Origin of the sequence: Thalassospira profundimaris, assembly GCF_003326755.1 — a bacterium.
In the GTDB taxonomy this organism is placed as follows: domain Bacteria; phylum Pseudomonadota; class Alphaproteobacteria; order Rhodospirillales; family Thalassospiraceae; genus Thalassospira; species Thalassospira profundimaris_B.
Genome location: NZ_JPWH01000003.1, coordinates 99,644 through 119,641, shown reverse-complemented (window position 1 = coordinate 119,641; position 19,998 = coordinate 99,644). Strand labels below are relative to the sequence as shown.

Below are 19,998 nucleotides of genomic sequence, written 5' to 3'. Positions count from 1 at the left end.
CCATCCAGCGTAATAAATTGTCAACGTCACCAAAAGCCGAGCCATATAGCATATTGACGCACACAACTATAGCGTTTAGCGCCACTCTGGAATGCAGACTTTGCACTTAAATTTCTGGATTTATTAAAAAAAGGGAAAATCATACAAAGGCATAGAAATCCACACCCGTAAAAATTGGCATCAGGTATTTTCCCTAGATGGAAATGCCGGAAAACAAAAAAGAACAGTCAAAGCTGGAAATTTTACACTTTTCGTGGCAGGCGCACTTCAACAGCCAATCCCTGCTTTGGCAAATTTGTCAGCGTAATCGTTCCCTCATGGGCATCGATGACTGTTTTGACGATTGATAATCCCAATCCGCTGCCGCCGGTAGTCCGTGCGCGTGAACCTTCAACACGATAAAAAGGCAAAAATACCTTTTCCTGTTCGGATTCCGCAATTCCGGGACCGTCATCGCGCACCTGCACAATCACTTCGTCTGCAGTGGCATCCAGGCTGATATAAGCACGATGACCATATTTCAGCGCATTATTGATCAAATTTGTAAAGGCACGCCGCAAAGTACCCGCGCGGCAAGTCAAGCGAATGCTGCGTTTGTCACGAAACGCGTGAGCCTCTACGTTTTTGCCGCCAAATATCGTATTCACCACATTGAAAACAAGCGGCTTTGGCCCCTCGAATATAACCGGACGCCCAAGATCGGCGTAATCATCACAAATCGCTTCAAGCACGGATGTAAAGTCTACGGTGCGTTCCTCTTCCTTGTGAATCCAGTCCCCGAGAAAATCCAGCGCATCACTTAACAATTCATCCATTTCGTCAAGATCACGCAGAACCGTTTCACGCAATTCGTCATTGTCGATAAATTCGGCACGCAACCGCAATCGGGTACTCGGGGTACGCAAATCATGTGAAATCGCCGCCAGCATCCGCGTACGATCTTCAAGCATTCGGGCAATACGAAACCGCAGCGCATTATAGGCCTCCGCCATCGAACGCGCTTCAACCGGTCCGCGTTCTACGACGGGGTCGCCTTCTACCTCGTCACCATTTTTACGAATGGCCATTGCCAGATTTTTAAAAGGCCCGGCCAACAAATCGGCCAAGGCGGCAAACACGACCAAAACGGCAACTACGCCCACCACAAACATGATAAAGACCACGGATGGCGACGCATAATCGCTCCAAAGCCGGGCGTGAGACAACATCATCCGACGTCCGGACGGCAGGGTCAATTCCACCTGCGCCCGAAGGCCAAGGCGGGCAATCTCGCGGGAAAGCTGGGCAAAAAACAGGCTGGGGCTTTTGGCCTGCTCTATCACATCGCGCTGTTCGGCACTCAGGCGACCATGCAGAAAATGAACCTTGACCGAAGTCGGCCATCCGGCATCTCCCAGACGAACCGGCATGGCAATATGCTGCGCCGGGCGGGAAAACAGCAACAGGCTTTCGACTTCCTGGGCTGGCAGAATTTCCACCTGCAGGCCATCAAGCGCCCCGACATTCCGGGCATTCCCCCGCAGTTCGGGGTTTTCAGCAATCAGAACCAGTTCACGAATGGTAAATCCCAGCGTATAGGCACGGCTGATCCGTTCAGACCGGTCAATAATATAAAGTGATGCCATACTGGCAAGGGCAGCAATAATAACCCCGCCAATCATCATGATAACAAATATGCGCCCCCCGAGCGTACGGGGCTTGTACCAGCGGGGTTTTACCGTTGCCACTTGCATCTGTCCTGCTTTTAATCAGGCAGTCACGACATCAGCACAAAACTGATATCCTATTCCACGCACCGTCTTGATCAATTTGGGATTTTTGGCATCTTTTTCGATCTTGCGCCGCAGACGGCTGATTTGAATATCAATACTGCGGTCAAACGGAATGGAACTTTGCCCACGGACAATGTCAACAAGCTGATCGCGTGATAAAGGCCGTTTATTATGCTTTACCAGCGCGCGCAGCAGCGAGAACTCGCCGGTTGAAAGATGTACGACCACATCATCGGCATCACGCAATTCCCGCGATCCCAGGTTAAGCACCCAGCTTCCAAACCTGACCTTTTCAGCACTATTCTCGGTCAATTCAGTGCCGCTACCGGTTTCGGCACGGCGAAAAATCGCACGGATGCGTGCCAGCAACTCACGCGGATTAAACGGCTTGGTCAAATAATCATCCGCGCCAAGCTCCAATCCCAAAATACGATCGGTATCCTCGCCTACAGCAGTCAACATGATGATCGGAATTTTGGATGTCCGGCGCACATCCCGGCACAAAGCAAAGCCATCCTCGCCAGGCAACATGATATCAAGGATCAACAAATCGATATTCCAGTCACGCAGGGCCTTGCGCATTTCGGTTCCATCGGAAACCGTTGTCATGCGATAGCCATGCTGCATCAGAAACTTTTTTAGCAGTTTCTGGATTTCCTGATCATCATCAACAACCAGAATATGGGGTTCACGACGGGAATTCAGCCTGTGTCTCCTGCAAAATCAATGGCTTTGTACTAATCGCGGCGGAGTGTAATCGGTTTTTGTAACAAATTGAAGCATTCTGCATACGCAATACATACCAAAACCGTTACATCCGGGAAAATGACGTGAAATGACGCGATACGACAAGGGGCGGATCAAACCCCGTCTGATCCGCCCCTTGTCTTTTTTGCCGGCCACTAGCATCGCCAAAACCAATTGACGATGGTCGCTGTTACTTCAAATCATAAAGCCTGGTGCTGCCGGAAACTTCAGATGCGACCACAAGCATCGCATTTCCCGTCGGACTATGTTTTGCATCAATAAACAACATCCCTTCGGGCGCCAAATCGCCTGCCGTATCCTGCTTGGGATCACCCTCAAAATTGCGATCTGTATGATAAGTCACAAATTGCGGATTGGCCGGATTAGTCAGGTCATAGACCATAAATCCCCCCTGGCGTTCCAGCCCGATAAAGGCATATGGCACCCCGTTCACATAGCCCGCAGCCGCCCCTTCCGGCTCCGGCCCCTTGTCATCAGACCGGTCATCAAAACTGCCATTTTCATCGTTGTTTGAATTAAAGTTCTTCGGCAGATAGGCCGAAAGGTACTGCTCAAATTGATCCCCACTGTCAAAGATCATGTCGGCCTGATCATCCAGCACGGCAAATGACCGCCCGCCAAAGCTGAACAACTGATCAAAATCACCGTCGCCATCGGTGTCACCCTGTGCTGTTGTCACCTTCAAACGGCCAAGATTTTCCTTCTTTTGCAATTCCCGGGCATTCGGAAAAGCCGTCGGATCCAACTTCAGGTCAGCAATACGGGCCTCTTCGCTATAGCCCTTATAGTCGCGGGAATCGCCCTCATTGGCGATAATGTAATAATTTTTGCCCTCAATCTCGATCCCGGCGATGGTGTCGGGCATATACATGCCAAATACCGGCCAGGGTTTGATAGTGATGGCCCCGTCTTTGTTACTGGCATCAATGGCATTGACCATATGATCCTTGAAACCCAGCCCGACAACATCGCTGACGCTAGCCGATGCAATATCAACAATCGCAATGGCGTTGTTTTCCTGCAAGGTAACATAGGCCTTCCGGTCATCCGCACTGATCGCGATATATTCCGGCTCAATATCCTGTGCCACGCTGGAGGTTCCCGGGTTGGCCGTGCGCATTCCCGCAGGCAATTTTTTGTTATTCAGGCCATCAAACCGGGCGAAACGCACATCCGCCTGGGTTATTTTCGTCACATCACCCGGGACGGAAATAACCTCAACGCTGCCTTCCGGGTCATTGTCAAAGGCATCATTCGGCTCACCTTCATTGGCAACCAACACATGTTTGCCATCATGGGTGAATTTGATCATATCAGGCAATGCACCGACCTTCACAGCAGCCTTGAAGTTACCATCGATGTCAAAAAATACCGCCTGCCCTGGGGCCTGCTTGTCGGTATTTTCAACCGCAGCGGCGACAAGCCCGTTATGAACGGCAACACTGTTCGCGGCCTTGCCCCATTTTGAAAGGGCAATGGTTGAAACCTTTGAAACATTCATCGGATCGGAAATATCAAGAATATCAATTCCCTTATCGCCCCCATTGACCGCAAAAACCCGCTTGCTCGCGACGTCATAGGCGACAATTTCTGCCCCGCCTTCATCAAATAAATGGGTGCGATATTCTCCCAGAGGCGCAATGCTCAAACGATGGGGTCCCTGATTTGCACTTCGCAGGCTGATGCCGTTATCCATTGAAGTTCCGTTGCCTGCACAGGCCGTAAGCAAACCGGAAATGGCAACCCCAGCCATCATAATCGAACGCCGCATTGATTTGTCCCCATTGTTACACATGTCAAATGCGACAACATGCAGGCATGACGTAACGCTATTATGACGATGGAATGACGCTTTTATAAATATCAGGCTGACTTAAATGCTCTGTCTGGTCGCAATTTGCGTACCATAACCAGTGTAAACTCAGCAGGATGAACCCCGCCATGCCAGGCTTTGATATCGCCATTATCGGTGCCGGAATTACCGGCCTGAATGCCGCCCACATTCTTCATCAGGCCGGGCACAAGGTGCAGGTGTTTGAAAAAAGCCGTGGCCTTGGCGGTCGCCTGGCCGCCCGCAGGACAGATTTCGGCATTTTCAATCATGGCGCCCAATATGCCACTGCCCGCCACCCCGGTTTTATTCAATATCTTGAAAACGCTATTAATTATGGCACAGCAGAAAAGTGGATCGCACAACAATGGTGCGCCCAACCCGCCAAACAGGCCATAGCCAACGATCCGGCAGAAACATGGTATCGCGGGCATCCGGCGATGAACAAACTTGTCAGCCCGTTAAATTCCGGCTTCGATATTCAGCGCAATATACGAATTGCCCGAATAACCCCGACTGATCACAACCGTTACCAGCTTTACAGCTTCGCATCCGACCAGGACCATAAAAACCGGATATCACATGGTGAGTTTGACGGTGTGATCGTTACTGTCCCGGCACCTCAAAGTGCCGAACTCCTTATGCCTCTCTCACCCCGGTTTGACATTATAAACGACGTTAAAATGGCTCCGTGCTGGGCTGTTATGCTTGCATTTGACAGCCCTAGTTCCGCCCCCTTTGATGTGTTTTCCAAACCCGACCCTGCCATCTCCTGGATTGGTCGCAATCCGGTTACTGAAGCAATATCATCCCCTGCCCCGTATGAATGCTGGACCATTCACGCATCGCCCTGTTGGTCCCGCGACCATTTGGAAGAAAAGCCTGAAAATGTCGCCAAATATATAACGGCAATCACAAAAACAGTCTTTGCACAAGCTGGTATCAAACTGCCGGTTCCGGTTTTCAGTCAGGCACATCGCTGGCGCTTTGCCCGCACGACGAGTCCGCTTGGGCAAAGTCACCTTGCCTCGGCCGATGGCCGTATCATTGCGGCGGGTGACTGGTGTCTGGGCGCACGCATCGAAGCCGCCTTTCAAAGTGGTGAAGCTGCGGCCCATGCAATGCTCGACGCGCTGCAACAATAGTAACCCGCGCCCCGATATTTCCCCGGTCCGGCCTGTATGACTGGGGCAGATTATCCAAAATAAGCACAGCAACAGCAACGGCCGCTCCGCCCGCAAAGTCCGGTTCACAACCAACGACGCCACGCACGCGATTCTGCCGGGCATTTTGGTCTCTCGGGCGGATTTCCGCCTGGCCGGGCGGAAATCCGCCCGAAAGGCTATTTTCCCCTGACTGCCATTTCTCAACATTATTTTTTAAAAACAAATACTTACTTCGTTTTGGCAAAATGATCGTTTTGGTGAAATTTCCGGCAGACGCTGCTCAACGTTTTTGGGCATGGTTTAGCGTGCGACCAAAAATCGCGTTTGACGAAGGGCTGTGCAAGGAAATCACCTGATGGTGCATTTGATATGAGGGAAGCAAAGTTTGAGCCCTGGCTGGGGCATTGTCACTTTGCGCGTGATCTTGGCAACGACCATGAAACCGATGTCGGCTTTATGGCAGAGACGGCAACTGTGCGCGAAACTTTAAGCGGTGTGGTGGCTGTTTGGGCAGAAGATCGTGAAGCCTATGAAACCGTATTGCGTGCGTATGTCTCCGAAACAAATGCCGGGGATGCCGAAAGACCGCTGCGTTTGTTATGGGCGGAAGATGTGATGCCCGCCACCGAATGGATGGTGCGCCATGCCCGGGAAAAACAGGCCCTGCACCTTGCCCGCCAGGTTCATGACCTGCACCGGGTCGAACTTGGCTCCCTCGTCAGTGCCGCAAGTACCGAACCGGAACCACAAAACTGGCTGGAAATCGAAGAGATCACCGGGATTGCACCGCTTGATGCTCAATTTGGCGTGCATCCTCGCAAAACTGTGCCGGATGCCCTGTTTGAACCGCTCTTTGGCGATATCACGCCGAACGATGTGGAAATTGCCTTCTATGGAAATGCCGAAAATGTCCCGCCGCTTAAAACCTATGCGGTGATGGATGCCGCCAAACTGACCGGCGGGTTTAGCGAGATAGAAAACTGCGACATGCCGTGGCGCTGCATGTTCAAGGGCAAGGCCGCCATCGAACTTGCCGATGTGGCCCCCCTATCTGATCGAGCTTGCCCCCGATACCGACTTTACCCGGATCCTGTTTACCCACGATCCCGATGCCCATGAACAGGCGACAACCCGCCATCTCTGGCATCGCGAACCGGCGATTTATATTCGGTCACGCGCCACCCTTGACGACATTCATTGCCACTTTCGTAAATATACCCGTGTCCGTGACGAGCGGGAACAATGGTATTATCTGCGATTTTGGGAACCGCGCGAGACCGTCAATCTATTTTCGCTGATCCGTCATGAACGCGAAGATGTTGCCGGGTTGCTGCATCCGCGTGATCAGGTGCCGATCCGGGCCATTTATGCGCCGGTTGGTGGTAGCCTGTTTAAAATTTCCTCCCGGATTGATTGTGACGTCGAAAAAGCGCCCTTCATTCTGACTGCCGAAAAACGGGCCGGACTGGGACGGCAGCAGCAGGACCGGTTCGCCCACGAGTTTGGCGAAAAACTGTTTGGCATTGCACCACTGCATTTTAAACGGCTCGGGATTGCAAGCATTGGTCCTGTCGTTGAGATGATCGAGACGGTGGCAAAAAACTGTCGCGACAAGGGCTTTGTCCATCGCAATGAGATTGCCAAAATCGCCACCATGTCCGCCTTTTTCGGCACCTGCTTCCTGCAGGATGCCCGGGTGCAGCCTTTGGCTGAATCCTGCCTTTATCAGAGCGAACATAGCCCGGTGCTCAGGGTACAGAAGTTTGAGGAGACCTTTCAGGTCAGCCAACTGCCCGGCATTCTGATGACCAATGCCGCACTGAAACAGCTTTTACCGGTGCTGGAGCAAGGTTTGGCTGAAAAGCCTCCCGGTCCGGATCAGATACGTGAACAATTCTCTGCCTTTGTACCGGACGAAAATGCAAACGCTTTTGTCGGGCAATGTCGGGAGGCGTGGGAAAAACATGGCCTTGTTTCTGAAACGCAACAGGCCGCCCACATGATTTGTGCTCTAGTATTTACCCCTTTCTTTCTGGATGATCCCTTGCAGTCAGTCCTTGCCGACCTGTTTGCCGGACAACCGCCTGACAGGCTTTTTGCGTCGTTGAAGACCGAGTTTTTACGTCGTCTGGAAATAGCCTGACAGGTACGAATGACATGAACCAGATTACAAGCGAATATCAGAAAGCCCAGGAACTCGCCTCCTCCGAAGGCGGTCGGGACGTAGCGGATGGTTGCCGGCATTGCCATGACGGCAACTGGATTCATTTGCGTTATGAATATCCCGACGAGCAGGCCGTTACCGACACCCTTTATGTGGTGCAAAAACCCAATGGCGGGGAGCCGGGGGGCGAGGTCATTGCCGAAGGTGTGTTAACCGTCAGCGAACTCTCCAAACATCGATATATCCATGTCGATCTTGGCGATTATGACGGCGAGGTAGAGGTCTTTTTCTTTGATGATCCGACCGAACCGGTACCGTTTGAAGAACCCGCCCCGGTTGAAGATGAACGCAACTGGCTGGAACGGGCAGCAGAGAGTGTGGCCTCCAGTATCGCCTCGGGTGCCGAGTGGACCTGGGGAACCCTTCAGGGCGACTTCAATGAAAACATGTCGACCAGCCAGATCATTACCAATGCCATCGTCACCGCCGTGCCGGTGGTCGATCAAGTGGCGGATCTGCGTGACCTGATCGCCAATAGCAAACTGCTTATCCGGGACAAGCGCTACGATGAAATCGGCGTTTGGGTTGGCGTTTTTGCCTGCCTGATTGGCCTTGTCCCCTCGCTGGGCTCGCTGGCGAAAGGCGTAATCAAAATCATCTGGAAGAACGTCTCGGAAATCGGGCGGGTGCTGGTCTATATCAACAAGGCGCTGCACCGCACCGGGATGCGGGTCAATGGCTATCGCTTTGTCACCAAGCTCGCCGACGACGTGGTGGACCAGGTTGGGTTTGTCTCGCAAAAATTTGACGAGTTTCTGAACCTGACCGCGCAAAAGGTTTCGCTGCTGAAGAACCTCACCCCGGGCTTTGTCGAAGACGTGCTTGAAACCATCGAAAAAGTCCGTGGCATGGCAAGCCATAACTTTGAAGCAGCCGCGCAGGCGATCAAGAAACGGATTTTAAAGGCGACCTCAGGGTATGCCACGAGAGCATTTTCCGTCCTGCCGGGGCACTCAGTTACTATTCGACGCGTAACTGACATGGTTATCAATTATGGCCCTTACCGGCACTGGCAAAAGACAATGGACCGACCAAGCTGGAGCCCGTCTTTGCCGGAGCCAAAAGGCTCTACTGTGCCGGATAACGCCGAGTTTCAGGCGTTCCGGAAAGCAAGTCATGCGAGAATATCAAAGTGGTATGACGAATTGCTGTCGGATCCCGACTTACCGGATTCCATTCGCAAGGTAGCCATAACAAGCCCGGATTTTTTTAAGAAAAATATTCTGAGCTCCTTTGCCGAGAAGCCAGTCATTAAACCATTGGGAAAGGATAAAAATATACCTTCCGAAGATCAGATTAACGAGCTTTATCGGGTGATAGGCAAAGAGGAGAATCAAACAGGCGGGTTTTGGAGCAGGTCCCGACCGTCAAACTCTGAAGCAGAATGGCGTCGGGAGAACGCTGTGCGACAAGACTGGAATGCCGCTGGCGCTTATGTTGTCGCCGAAGTGCCACCTCCTGATCATGCTTTGGTGGGGAAAATTGGACCACAATCGAGTAAAAACAGTCCGGGCGAAGTGTTACCTGGTGGAGGAGAGCAAGTCTGGTTGCCTGGCACAAAGGCGGGCGCTGTTTCTCCGGATCAAATAAAGGAATATTATCATACCTATTGGAATGATCGGACGCCAGTGGAGCCATTAAGGTCAATCAGAAATGCCGGGAAAATAGGAGAGTGTGATCTATGAAAAGGACAATTGAAGCATTTGAATTGGTTGAATTCCTCATTCAGGAATACAGAAGTAAGGTTTTGAATGTAAAAGATATTATTTCGGATCATTTGCGTACGGGAAAGCCATTGCCGCAAGACCTTCATCGCGTACTGTTAAATCCTGCATCCAGTGACTATTTGCGAAGCTGCATTGGTGCTCTTGAGTATGTAGAAAATGAATTACTAAAAGATTTGAATAGAATGAGAAATTATCTTGCTCAAGCAGAAGTTGGAGATGCTTTGCTTATAGCTATTAGCTTTTCGAAAGACGTTTTTAGAAGTTTGGGTACTGTGGTTGGAGAATATCCGTACGAAAGTAATATTTTACCGCCAGCATATGATTTTTTTTCGAAAATTGATGATGAAATGATGGTCGTTTTCCCTCGCGATATCGATAGCCCGCTTGATACCAAAGAGGAAATAGATTTTGCGAATTATCTTCGCAATGTTCACAACCCTTGGGCTAAATATGCTAAACCTTGAGATTGGGAATCAAAACTAAAACTGATTGACCTGCCCCAACCTTCCGCCGATCACAAGCAGAGACTTGGTGAAATTCATGTCCTGAATCGGGTTTGGATGCAATCATGCACAGGGCCGCATGATACGTGATTGCAGCACAATTGCCTGAACCCCATGTCGATCCAAAAATAACAGGGCAGCGCCCAATGACGCTGCCCGCACAAATCAGCAGAAATCACAAAGATCCTGTCAGGACTGAAGACTGCGCAATTCCGCAATCAGACCAGCGGTAGAGGCATCGCGCTTTTCTGCGCTTTCACTGCCCTGCACCATCGGCAGCAATTCCTTGGCCAATTGCTTGCCCAGTTCCACCCCCCACTGGTCATAGGAATTAACGTTCCAGATCACGCCCTGAACAAAGATTTTATGTTCATACATGGCAATCAAACGGCCCAGCGTGAACGGATCAAGCTGGCGATAGAGGATCATGGTGCTGGGTTTATTCCCGGCAAAAACCTTATGCGGTGCCAGAACATCAATCTCATCTGCCGCCATACCCTGTGCTTCAAGCTCATGGCGTACTTCAGCCTCGGTTTTCCCTACCATCAGGGCTTCGGCCTGGGCAAAACAGTTGGCAACCAGCTTGTCGTGATGGTTTTGCAAATCATGCAACGGTTTGGCCGCAACCATGAAATCCACCGGGATCAGTTCCGTGCCCTGATGGATCAACTGGTAAAAGGCATGCTGCCCGTTCGTACCTGGCTCGCCCCAAATAACCGGGCCGGTTGATGTTTGTACCGGCTTGCCATCGCGCGTCGTCGATTTACCGTTACTTTCCATATCCGCCTGCTGCAGATAAGCCGGCAAACGCGACAAATGCTGGTCATAGGGCAAAATAGCAACGCTGGAAGCACCCAGAATATTGCGATACCAAACCCCGATCAGCCCCAGAATAACCGGAATATTTTCGGCCAAAGGTGCTGTTTTGAAATGCCGGTCCATTGCCGCACCACCGCGCAGCAATTCCTCAAACCGGTCATAGCCCACCGCAAGAATAATCGGCAGGCCAATAGCCGACCACAGGCTGTAACGGCCACCGACCCAATCCCAAAAACCAAAGGCATTGGCGGTATCGATACCAAATTCCGCCACCTTGTCCAGCGCGGTTGACACAGCGACAAAATGTTTTGCCACCGCCGCTTCATCACCCAGCGCATCCAAAAGCCAGCTGCGTGCGGAATAGGCGTTGGTCAGGGTTTCGTCGGTGGTAAAGGTTTTCGATGCAATGACAAACAGCGTCGTTTCCGCATCCAGGCCCTTGAGGGTATCAACAATATGTGCCCCATCCACGTTCGATACAAAATGGCATTTAATGCCATCAATGTGATACGGACGCAGGGCCTCATTAACCATCACCGGCCCCAGATCGGAGCCACCAATACCAATATTGACGACATCGGTAATTTTCTTGCCGGTATGGCCTGTCCATTCGCCGCTATGAACACGCGCGGCAAAGTCCTTCATACGCGCCAACACGTCCTTGACGGCAGGCATCACATCTTCGCCATCCACCTTGATCGGATCCCCGTCAATATTGCGCAAGGCAATGTGAAGAACGGCACGATGTTCGGTAATGTTGATGCGTTCTCCGGCAAACATGCGGTCACGCCAGTCTGCCACGCCAGCCTCTTTTGCCAATTCAAGAAGGCCGTTTAAAACATCGTCGGTAATCAGGTTTTTGGAATAATCGACAAACAGGTCATCCAGAGCAGTGTGATACCGCGAAAACCGCGCCGGATCTTGTGCAAAGGCATCCCGCAGTTTCAGTTCGCTGGAAACTTCCGCGCCAATCCGCTTCAGGTTTTCCCAACATTCGTTCAAACGTTCTGTCGCCATTTTATCCTCGGATTACAGGTCATTAGGCTTTTTTCGGCCAGCGGAAAACTGTGTGGGACAGTCTGTATAAAGTTTCGGGCAATCGTATGAAATCATCGCCCGCAAGTCTCTTTTTTGCGGTTGCCCTGATCAGGCCTCAGCCATAAAGACCAGGACCTCTGTTTCTGTTGGCAAGGCGTTAATTGCCCCGCGTTTGGTTGCCGTCAGGGCCCCCACCGCATTTGCAAAACGACAGGCAGCCCCCACCTGTTCCGCCGAAGACAGCAAATCGGCATTTTTGAGCAGGCGGGATAAAAACCCGGCCGTAAAACCGTCACCGGCACCGGTGGCATCCACCGACGTCACACTAAACGGTTCGGCAAAGCCATTCCAGTCGCGGGTGTAATAACGGCTGCCTTTTGACCCCATCGTGACGATACACAACTTCCAGTGATCACACCAAAGCTGTTTCAAACCCGCTTGATGATCTTCTTCGCCCGTCAAAAAGGTAACTTCGTCATCAGAGATTTTGACAATATCAGCCTTTGAAATGGCAAGGCGCAAAATCTCGCGGGCGCGATCGGCCGAGGGCCATAACGGCAAACGCAGATTGGGATCGCATGAAATCATCGCCCCACCCTCGCGCGCGATCTCGATAGCACGTAGAGTCGCCTCACGCGGATCATCGTCAATCATGCAAAGAGTGCCGTAATGAAACAGCTCGCATCCTTTGAGCATATCCACATCAAGATCCGGCACCGACAAAAGCATGTCGGCCGACGGAGAACGATAAAATGAAAATTCACGTTCACCATCTGCGCGCAAGGACACAAACGCCAAGCCTGTCAGGGCTTCCTTGGTCAAAACAATGCCCGACGTGTCCACATCATCGGCTTTCAGAGTATCCACCAAAAAGTGCCCAAAGGCATCATCGCCCAGTTTGCCAATGAACCCGGTTTCAATGCCCAGCCGTTGCAAACCAACCGCCACATTGCCCGGCGCACCTCCGGCGGCCTTGGCAAAGGCCGGCGCATCTGCAAGACCTGTCCCTGTCACCGTTGGCACAAAATCAATCAACAACTCGCCAAGGCAAACTGCTTTTGCCGTCATATACGTTCTCCGCTTGTTTCGCCGGTATTACCGACCTGTACGTTTCCGGTGTGGGACTGCCCTCTTTTAATCGATTCAATCCCTGCCGCAAACAAAAAGCCAATCGCGGTATTAACAGGGCAAATACGGCATTCCTTTACGATGAAACCGCCATATCCACTTCGCGCGCCCGCCCCAGTTCGGTCATCCAGGTTACAAAATACGGATCACGTTCAATCTGGCGACCGTAATGACGGCGCAGCGCCTCGGTAAAACGCCCGTCACGGCCCAGCAATTCGTCGGCATAGGCAATCATTACCGAGTTCGGCCAGGCTTGCGGGCGAATGACTGCCAGGCGCTTGAACAGGTCATCTTCGGAAACTTCCGGCTGGGCCTGCGCCATTAACATCACCATCGACGCAGTAGAGCGCGAAACCCCCATATGACAATGTACCAGCAAATGTCCGTCTTCACGCAAATCACAGGATTTTGCCAATTCTTCGCCAAAGGCCAGAACCTTTTCAACATGGTCCCGACGCGGCATTTCCATCCCCGGACGATCCTCGATAATGTCGTGAAAGCGCAAAACAGTCCGTTCATGCGGCGTATATGCCCCAAACGTTTCGGGGTCTGGCCTTTCCGGATCCAGGATAGACAGGATATGCGTCACTTTGCGTTCAGCATGATCGGGCAGTTCCTCGATACCACAAATCGTCAAAAGCGAGATCGATACAGATTCCATGTCAACATCCTGTGTTCGCGTAAAATAAAACGACCGGCATCCTACCCGGATACCGGTCGTTTTGAAACGCATCGCCCGAAAGTTTGACAATTATTTCTTATTGGCCGCGTGAAGATTAAGCATTTCCCACGCCATTGTCGCGCCCGCCAGCGATGTAATATCCGACACATCAAAGGGCGGAGAGACCTCGACCACATCACTGCCAATCAGATTGATGCCTTCAAGCCCGCGCAGGATTGACACCGCCTGATGCGTCGTCAAGCCCCCCAGCACCGGCGTGCCGGTTCCTGGCGCGTAACACGGGTCAAGCCCATCAATATCGAAGGTGATATAAGCCGGGCGGTCGCCAACCACTTCCTTGATGCGGGTGACAATTTCGGCAACCGACATGGATTGTACATCCGGCCCGTACAAAATGTTAAAGCCATGCGTCGAGTCATTATGGGTCCTAATACCCACCTGAATGGATTTCGACGGATCCACGATACCCTTCTGGGCCGCATGCCAGAACATGGTGCCATGATCGATACGCTCGCCGTCATCTTCCCAGGTGTCGGAATGGGCATCAAACTGGATCAGGGAAATGCCTTCGCCATATTTCTCGGCATGCGCCTTCAGAATTGGATAGGTGACGAAATGATCGCCGCCAATCGTCAGCATCTTTGCGCCGGACTGCACAATCGTCCGGGCATGATCTTCGATCATCTCGGGCAGTTTTTCCGGATGACCGGGATCAATCACCATATCGCCATAGTCAATAACCGCCAATTCACCAAAAATATCGCGGCCAGACGGGAAGTGTGGCGCCCATGCCAGATGGGCCGAGGCACGACGCACCCCCTGCGGGCCCAGGCGCGTGCCCGGGCGCGAAGATGTTGCAAGGTCATAGGGCACCCCCGTAACCGCCACATCAATCCCGTCCAGATCCCGGCTGTAACGGCGACGCATAAAGGACAACGCACCGGAATACATCGGTTCACTGGTATTCTGATGCACGGATTTCGCGGTAAAGGCGTTATCGCCGCCTTTGGTATCAATAACGCCGGTACTGCTGCTCATTTCAATCCCGCCCTTTCATATCTCAGGCGTCGCCCAGTGCAATCCAGGTCGACTTGATTTCACAATATTTATCCAGTGCGTGCAGCGACCGGTCACGGCCGGTGCCAGACTGTTTATATCCGCCAAATGGCATGGTGATCGACCCGCCATCCCAGCAATTGACCCACACCAGACCGGCGCGCAATTTACGGGCCGCCAGATGCGCCTTGTTAATATCGCGCGTCCAAACGGCTGCTGCCAACCCATAGGGCGTGTCATTCGCGGTTTTAACCGCTTCTTGCCAATCGGCAACAGAAATCACCGACAGGACCGGGCCAAAAATTTCTTCACGCGCAATGGTCATGGCATTGGTCACACCATCAAATACGGTCGGCTCAACATAATACCCCCCCGTTTCGGTGCGAACACGATTACCACCAAGGGAAACAGCCGCCCCCTCAGACTGACCTTTTTCGATGTAACCCAAAACACGGTTCATCTGGGTTTCATCAACAATGGCACCCATTTCACTTTTGGGGTCCAGCGGGTCGCCCGGCTGCATGGCTTTGCCTGCGGCAATCACCTTTTCGATGAATTCGTCCTTGATCGTCTCTTCCACAATCAGGCGCGACCCCGCCGTGCAAACCTCGCCCTGGTTATAAAAAATACCCCCGGCGGCGGCTTCGGCTGCCGCGTCAAGGTCCGGGCAGTCCGCCAGCACAATATTCGGGCTTTTACCGCCGCATTCCAGCCAGACGCGCTTCATATTAGACTGCCCCGAATATTGCAGGAACAGCTTGCCCACTTCACCCGACCCGGTAAAGGTTACACAATCAACATCTTCATGCAGACCCAACGCTTTGCCCGCCGTCGGGCCAAAACCCGGCACAACATTCAACACACCTTCGGGGATGCCTGCCTCAACAGCCAGTTCCGCCACCCGCAATGCCGTCAGGGATGATTGCTCGGCCGGTTTCAGAATAATGGAATTGCCCATTGCCAATGCCGGTCCCAGCTTCCAGACCGCCATCATCAACGGGAAGTTCCAGGGCACCACGGCGGCAACAACACCTAGTGGCTCGCGCGTGATCATCCCGATAGAACGCGGATCAGACGGCGAGATTTCGTCATAAACCTTGTCAATCGCTTCCGCATACCAGCGAATGCACTTGTAGGACAAAGGAATGTCATCCCGCACGGCAAGCGTGATGGGTTTGCCCATATCCAGGCTTTCCAGCAGGGCCAGTTCGGCGGCGTGTTTTTCCATCAGATCGGCGAATTTCATCATCACCGCCTTGCGTGTACCCGGCGATGCTTCCGACCAGCTTCCCTTTTCAAAAACGGTGCGGGCTGCCACAACCGCACGATCAACATCCGCACTGTCGCATTCGGCAATTTTGGTCAGGACCGATCCATCGCGCGGGCTGATGCAATCAAAGGTTTTGCCTGAAAGCGCATCGACATAGGCACCATTGATAAATGCCTTATTGCGAAAATCAAGGCTGCTGGCCTGCGATTTCAGGGCGTCAAAATTCAGAGCAGTCGTCATGGGATACTCCTTTGGCAGGTCCGGGTCATCAATGTGCCCTATCCTGCTTGCGCAAAATTATGAATTCAGTATGACGGCGGCGTTGCCGCGCTTACCACTTCACATTCGACATCGCCGGCATTGCGAAAACGATGCGGGATTTCAGCATTGAAATAATAGGCATCACCGGCACTTAAAACCTGCGCGCGCTCACCGACAATAACTTCCAGCTTGCCACGAACGACAACACCGGCCTCCTCGCCTTTTTGCACGATCAACTTGCTGCCGGTGTCACCGCCAACCGGGTAAATTTCATGCAGCACGCGAAGCTGGCGGTCTTTCCGGGTTGCCCCCACCAGCCGCATCGACATAGTGCCGTCTGAAAGTTCAACGAGATCCTCGCCTTTAAAAAATATCTCTTCGCCATTCTCGATATCGATGGTGAAAAAATCGATCATCGATATCGGAATGCCCTGCAAAACCTTGGCCAGCGAATCAACCGACGGGCTGACCCGGTTTTGCTCGATGGTGGAAATGGTACTGTTTGTCACCCCGGCCCGCCGGGCAAGTTCACGTTGTGACAAACCATACATGTTCCGAATGGCTTTCAGACGGTCTCCAACCTTTTGGCTCATTTTATTTTTCCTGGCGCCGGGCCTGGATGGCGTCAAACAGCATCCAGGTACCAGCGATGTTCAAGCGGCGTCACCTCGGCAAAAAACTCGTCATATTCGGCGCGTCGGCACACATCAAAAACCTCGACAAACTGTTCGCCCAAATATTTGCGAACAATTTCTCCATTGGTAAAATGATCCAGTGCCGAAATCATGCTGCGCGGCACAATGCGACCGTTATGTTGCTCATATCCGTTGCCTTCAACAGGTTCGCCGGGGTCCAGCCTGTTTTTAAGCCCGTGATGCACACCGGCCAAAACACACGCCAATACGAGATAAGGGTTGGCATCCGCCCCGGAGACACGGTGTTCCACCCGTGCGGCATTGGCATTGCCCGCCGGAACACGCAAGGCGACCGTGCGATTATTCAGCCCCCAGTTCGGCGACATCGGCGCATAGGCCTTGTTCTGGAACCGGCGATAGGAATTCGGATTGGGGGCAAAAATCGCCATGCTTTCAAACATCGATGCCTGCAAACCGCCAATCGCGTTTTTCAGAAGGTCGGAAACCTCTTCATCCTCTTTCGGGCTGAAAACGTTATTGCCCTCCGCATCCCGCAGGCTGACATGGATATGCAGGCCATTCCCCGCCTGGTCCGAATAGGGTTTCGCCATAAAGGTTGCTGTCACCTTATGGTCCCAGGCAATGCCCTTCACAACCCGCTTTAACTGCATGGCATGGTCTGCGGCCAGCATCGGATCATTGACATGCCCCAGATTGATTTCAAACTGCCCCGGTCCGGCTTCGGCCACAATTGTATCGGCTGGAATACCCTGCCGGTTCAATTCACTGACCGCTTCATGCAGAACGCGGTCAAAATTCTCGATTTCCTGAAGCCCGTAAACCTGAATACCATCCGAAGCATAGCTGCCATCAAGCGGAGCAGGAGGAATCGGCCGCCCGGTTTCATTCTGATCGGCCAGATAAAATTCCAGTTCCAGCGCCACGGTCGGAAAATAGCCATCGGCCGCCAAACGATCCACAACACCCTGCAAAACATTGCGCGGATCGGCAAAAAACGGGTTGCCGTCAAGATCATAGAGCGACACCATCACCTGGGCGAGCGCCTGTTCCCCGTAAGGAACCCGGTGGAGTGTGCCCGGAATGGGTTTGGCAACATTATCCCGGTCCCCGCTGGACCAAAGAAGACCGGTACCTTCCGGGTTGTCCCCGGTAATATCGACGAGGCAAACCGAACCGGGCATGTTAATGCCCTCGGCATAGCTTTTAAGAAACTTGTTTTTCGTAACGCGTTTGCCGCGAAAAACACCATTGATATCCGGGAGCAATAGCTCAACCAGTTCAATATCGGGATTGGCTTCAAAAAAACGTTGGGCTTCGACCCTACCATCTTCGACGAACGATTTGTTCATCGTCAAATACTCCCTGCACGGCTGTTCATTTTGTATCAAAGTGCCCTCATCGTGCCGCGCCGCATCAAAACGGTCAAGCCCCGGATCACTATGTCGTTCAATATATCGTTCAATTCATAATTTGACTTTATATCACTTTTACCCTTTCAAAACAGCCCGCAGCGCATTCATTCAAAAAATACTGGCCCAAATCGGCCCTCGATACGTTGCAAGTCCGGCAAAAATTATTTCTTGCATTGGTGTTCAAAAAAACGAACACTCTTATCAAACGTTCAACATTTCGGACAACAGTGACCTGTTACACCGTCAGGAGCCGTCATGAATCAGCTTGAAAAAACCACCTTTTGGCAAAACCTTGATCAGCAACATCATATTCACCCCTTTACCGATACCGCAGACCTGAACAAACGCGGCACCCGTGTTATCACCGGGGCGTCCGGTGTCTTCATCGAAGACAGCGAAGGCAAAAGGTACCTTGACGGGATGGCCGGGCTGTGGTGTGTCAATGTCGGCTATGGACGCCGGGAACTTGCAGAAGTCGCCTACAAGCAAATGCTGCAACTGCCCTACTACAACAACTTTTTCCAGTGTGCCCACGAACCGGTTATCGAACTTTCAAAGGTACTGGCCGAAATTACGCCAGTCCATATGAACCATGTTTTTTATGCCAATTCCGGGTCCGAAGCCAACGACACGGTTGTTCGCATGGTGCGCCAATACTGGAACCTGAAAGGCAAGGCCGACAAAAACTATATCATCAGCCGCAAAAATGCCTATCACGGCTCAACCGTGGCCGGTGCCTCGCTTGGGGGCATGGCCGGGATGCACGCGCAGGGAGGGCCGATGCTGCCCAATGTCGTGCATATTGACCAGCCTTACTGGTATGGCGAAGGCGGTGATCACAGCCCCGAGGAATTCGGCCTGCTTGTTGCCCGCCAATTGGAAGAAAAGATAAAGGAACTTGGCCCGGACAAAGTTGGCGCCTTTATCGGAGAGCCAATCCAGGGGGCCGGTGGTGTGATCATTCCACCATCAACCTACTGGCCGGAAATTCAGCGTATTTGTAACGAATACGACATTCTGCTGGTGGCCGATGAAGTCATTTGTGGTTTTGGCCGCACTGGCAACTGGTTCGGCTCCGACACATTCGACATCAAACCGGACCTGATGCCAATGGCAAAAGGCATGTCATCGGGTTATCTGCCGATTTCCGCCGTCATGGTTGGCGACCGTGTGGCAGATGTTCTGATCAATGAATGTGGTGAATTCACCCACGGCTTTACCTATTCCGGCCATCCGGCATCGGCAGCTGTGGCGCTGGAAAATATCCGCATCCTTCGCGAGGAAAAACTGATCGAACGGGTCCGCGATGACATTGGCCCCTATTTCCGCAAAAAGCTGGCAACACTGGAAGATCACCCGCTGGTTGGCGCGGTTGAAAGTGTCGGCCTGATCGCCGGCATGCCCCTGGTTGCCGATAAAAAGACCCGCAAGGGTTTTGAGAAACCGGGAACCGTGGGCACGATTTGCCGTGATTTCTGTGTTGAAAATGGTGTGATCATGCGCGCCTGCGGGGACCGTATGGTTCTGTCGCCGCCTTTGGTCATTTCGCATGATGAAGTGGACGAACTTGTCAAACGCGCCCGTGCGGCCTTTGATGCCACTGCCAAAAAAATTGGCATGATGTAAGTTTCATTCACCCCATTCTCCGCTTTGCGATACGCCCGGCACGGTTCAGATTGTGCCGG

The 19,998-nt window shown here is 52.3% G+C and carries 16 protein-coding genes; 6 read left to right on the top strand and 10 right to left on the bottom strand.

Going from position 1 to position 19,998, the window contains the following annotated elements; translation table 11 throughout:
• Positions 1-242: 242 nt before the first annotated feature.
• The 3 genes from TH25_RS05105 to TH25_RS05095 form a co-directional block, all read right to left on the bottom strand.
• On the bottom strand, positions 243-1,727 hold the full coding sequence (locus tag TH25_RS05105; RefSeq protein ID WP_258549038.1) for an ATP-binding protein: 1,485 nt from the start codon (positions 1,725-1,727) through the stop codon (positions 243-245).
• Between the two features lie 21 nt (positions 1,728-1,748).
• Positions 1,749-2,477 (bottom strand): response regulator, encoded by a 729-nt coding sequence (locus TH25_RS05100; RefSeq protein WP_114087357.1) that lies wholly within the window; start codon positions 2,475-2,477, stop codon positions 1,749-1,751.
• Positions 2,478-2,709: 232 nt separating this feature from the next.
• Positions 2,710-4,311: a choice-of-anchor I family protein gene (locus TH25_RS05095; protein WP_181847423.1), complete on the bottom strand. Its 1,602-nt coding sequence runs from the start codon at positions 4,309-4,311 to the stop codon at positions 2,710-2,712.
• A 170-nt stretch (positions 4,312-4,481) separates the two neighbouring features.
• Here TH25_RS05095 and TH25_RS05090 point away from each other — a divergent pair, with 170 nt between their 5' ends.
• The 5 genes from TH25_RS05090 (at position 4,482) to TH25_RS05070 (ending at position 9,952) form a co-directional block, all read left to right on the top strand.
• Complete coding sequence (locus TH25_RS05090) at positions 4,482-5,516, top strand: NAD(P)/FAD-dependent oxidoreductase (RefSeq protein ID WP_114087356.1); 1,035 nt, start codon at positions 4,482-4,484, stop codon at positions 5,514-5,516.
• Positions 5,517-5,906: 390 nt separating this feature from the next.
• Positions 5,907-6,656, top strand: coding sequence for a hypothetical protein (locus TH25_RS05085; RefSeq protein ID WP_114087355.1), 750 nt, complete (start codon positions 5,907-5,909; stop codon positions 6,654-6,656).
• Positions 6,574-7,680 (top strand): DUF4123 domain-containing protein, encoded by a 1,107-nt coding sequence (locus TH25_RS05080; RefSeq protein WP_114087354.1) that lies wholly within the window; start codon positions 6,574-6,576, stop codon positions 7,678-7,680. Before TH25_RS05085 ends, TH25_RS05080 begins: the two co-directional genes overlap by 83 nt.
• A 14-nt stretch (positions 7,681-7,694) precedes the next feature.
• Positions 7,695-9,446 (top strand): hypothetical protein, encoded by a 1,752-nt coding sequence (locus TH25_RS05075; protein ID WP_114087353.1) that lies wholly within the window; start codon positions 7,695-7,697, stop codon positions 9,444-9,446.
• Positions 9,443-9,952 (top strand): hypothetical protein, encoded by a 510-nt coding sequence (locus tag TH25_RS05070; RefSeq protein ID WP_114087352.1) that lies wholly within the window; start codon positions 9,443-9,445, stop codon positions 9,950-9,952. The genes TH25_RS05075 and TH25_RS05070 overlap by 4 nt, the downstream gene beginning before the upstream one ends.
• A gap of 228 nt (positions 9,953-10,180) precedes the next feature.
• On the opposite strand, the gene pgi is transcribed toward TH25_RS05070, so the two are convergent.
• The 7 genes from pgi to TH25_RS05035 form a co-directional block, all read right to left on the bottom strand.
• Positions 10,181-11,827, bottom strand: coding sequence for a glucose-6-phosphate isomerase (gene pgi, locus TH25_RS05065; protein WP_114087351.1), 1,647 nt, complete (start codon positions 11,825-11,827; stop codon positions 10,181-10,183).
• A 129-nt stretch (positions 11,828-11,956) separates the two neighbouring features.
• Entirely contained in the window at positions 11,957-12,916 is a 960-nt protein-coding gene (locus tag TH25_RS05060; protein ID WP_114087350.1) for a PfkB family carbohydrate kinase, read from the bottom strand.
• 136 nt (positions 12,917-13,052) lie between these two features.
• Positions 13,053-13,637: a tyrosine phosphatase family protein gene (locus TH25_RS05055; protein WP_114087349.1), complete on the bottom strand. Its 585-nt coding sequence runs from the start codon at positions 13,635-13,637 to the stop codon at positions 13,053-13,055.
• A gap of 90 nt (positions 13,638-13,727) precedes the next feature.
• A complete protein-coding gene (gene speB, locus TH25_RS05050) occupies positions 13,728-14,696 on the bottom strand; it encodes an agmatinase (protein WP_114087348.1) in 969 nt (322 codons plus the stop codon).
• A gap of 22 nt (positions 14,697-14,718) precedes the next feature.
• A complete protein-coding gene (locus tag TH25_RS05045; RefSeq protein ID WP_114087347.1) occupies positions 14,719-16,224 on the bottom strand; it encodes an aldehyde dehydrogenase in 1,506 nt (501 codons plus the stop codon).
• Between the two features lie 65 nt (positions 16,225-16,289).
• Entirely contained in the window at positions 16,290-16,838 is a 549-nt protein-coding gene (locus tag TH25_RS05040; protein ID WP_114087346.1) for a cupin domain-containing protein, read from the bottom strand.
• Positions 16,839-16,870: 32 nt separating this feature from the next.
• Positions 16,871-18,250: a glutamine synthetase family protein gene (locus TH25_RS05035; RefSeq protein ID WP_114087345.1), complete on the bottom strand. Its 1,380-nt coding sequence runs from the start codon at positions 18,248-18,250 to the stop codon at positions 16,871-16,873.
• Positions 18,251-18,568: 318 nt separating this feature from the next.
• On the opposite strand from TH25_RS05035, the gene TH25_RS05030 reads away from it, so the two are divergent.
• On the top strand, positions 18,569-19,939 hold the full coding sequence (locus TH25_RS05030) for an aspartate aminotransferase family protein (RefSeq protein WP_114087344.1): 1,371 nt from the start codon (positions 18,569-18,571) through the stop codon (positions 19,937-19,939).
• The last annotated feature ends 59 nt before the right edge of the window (positions 19,940-19,998 follow it).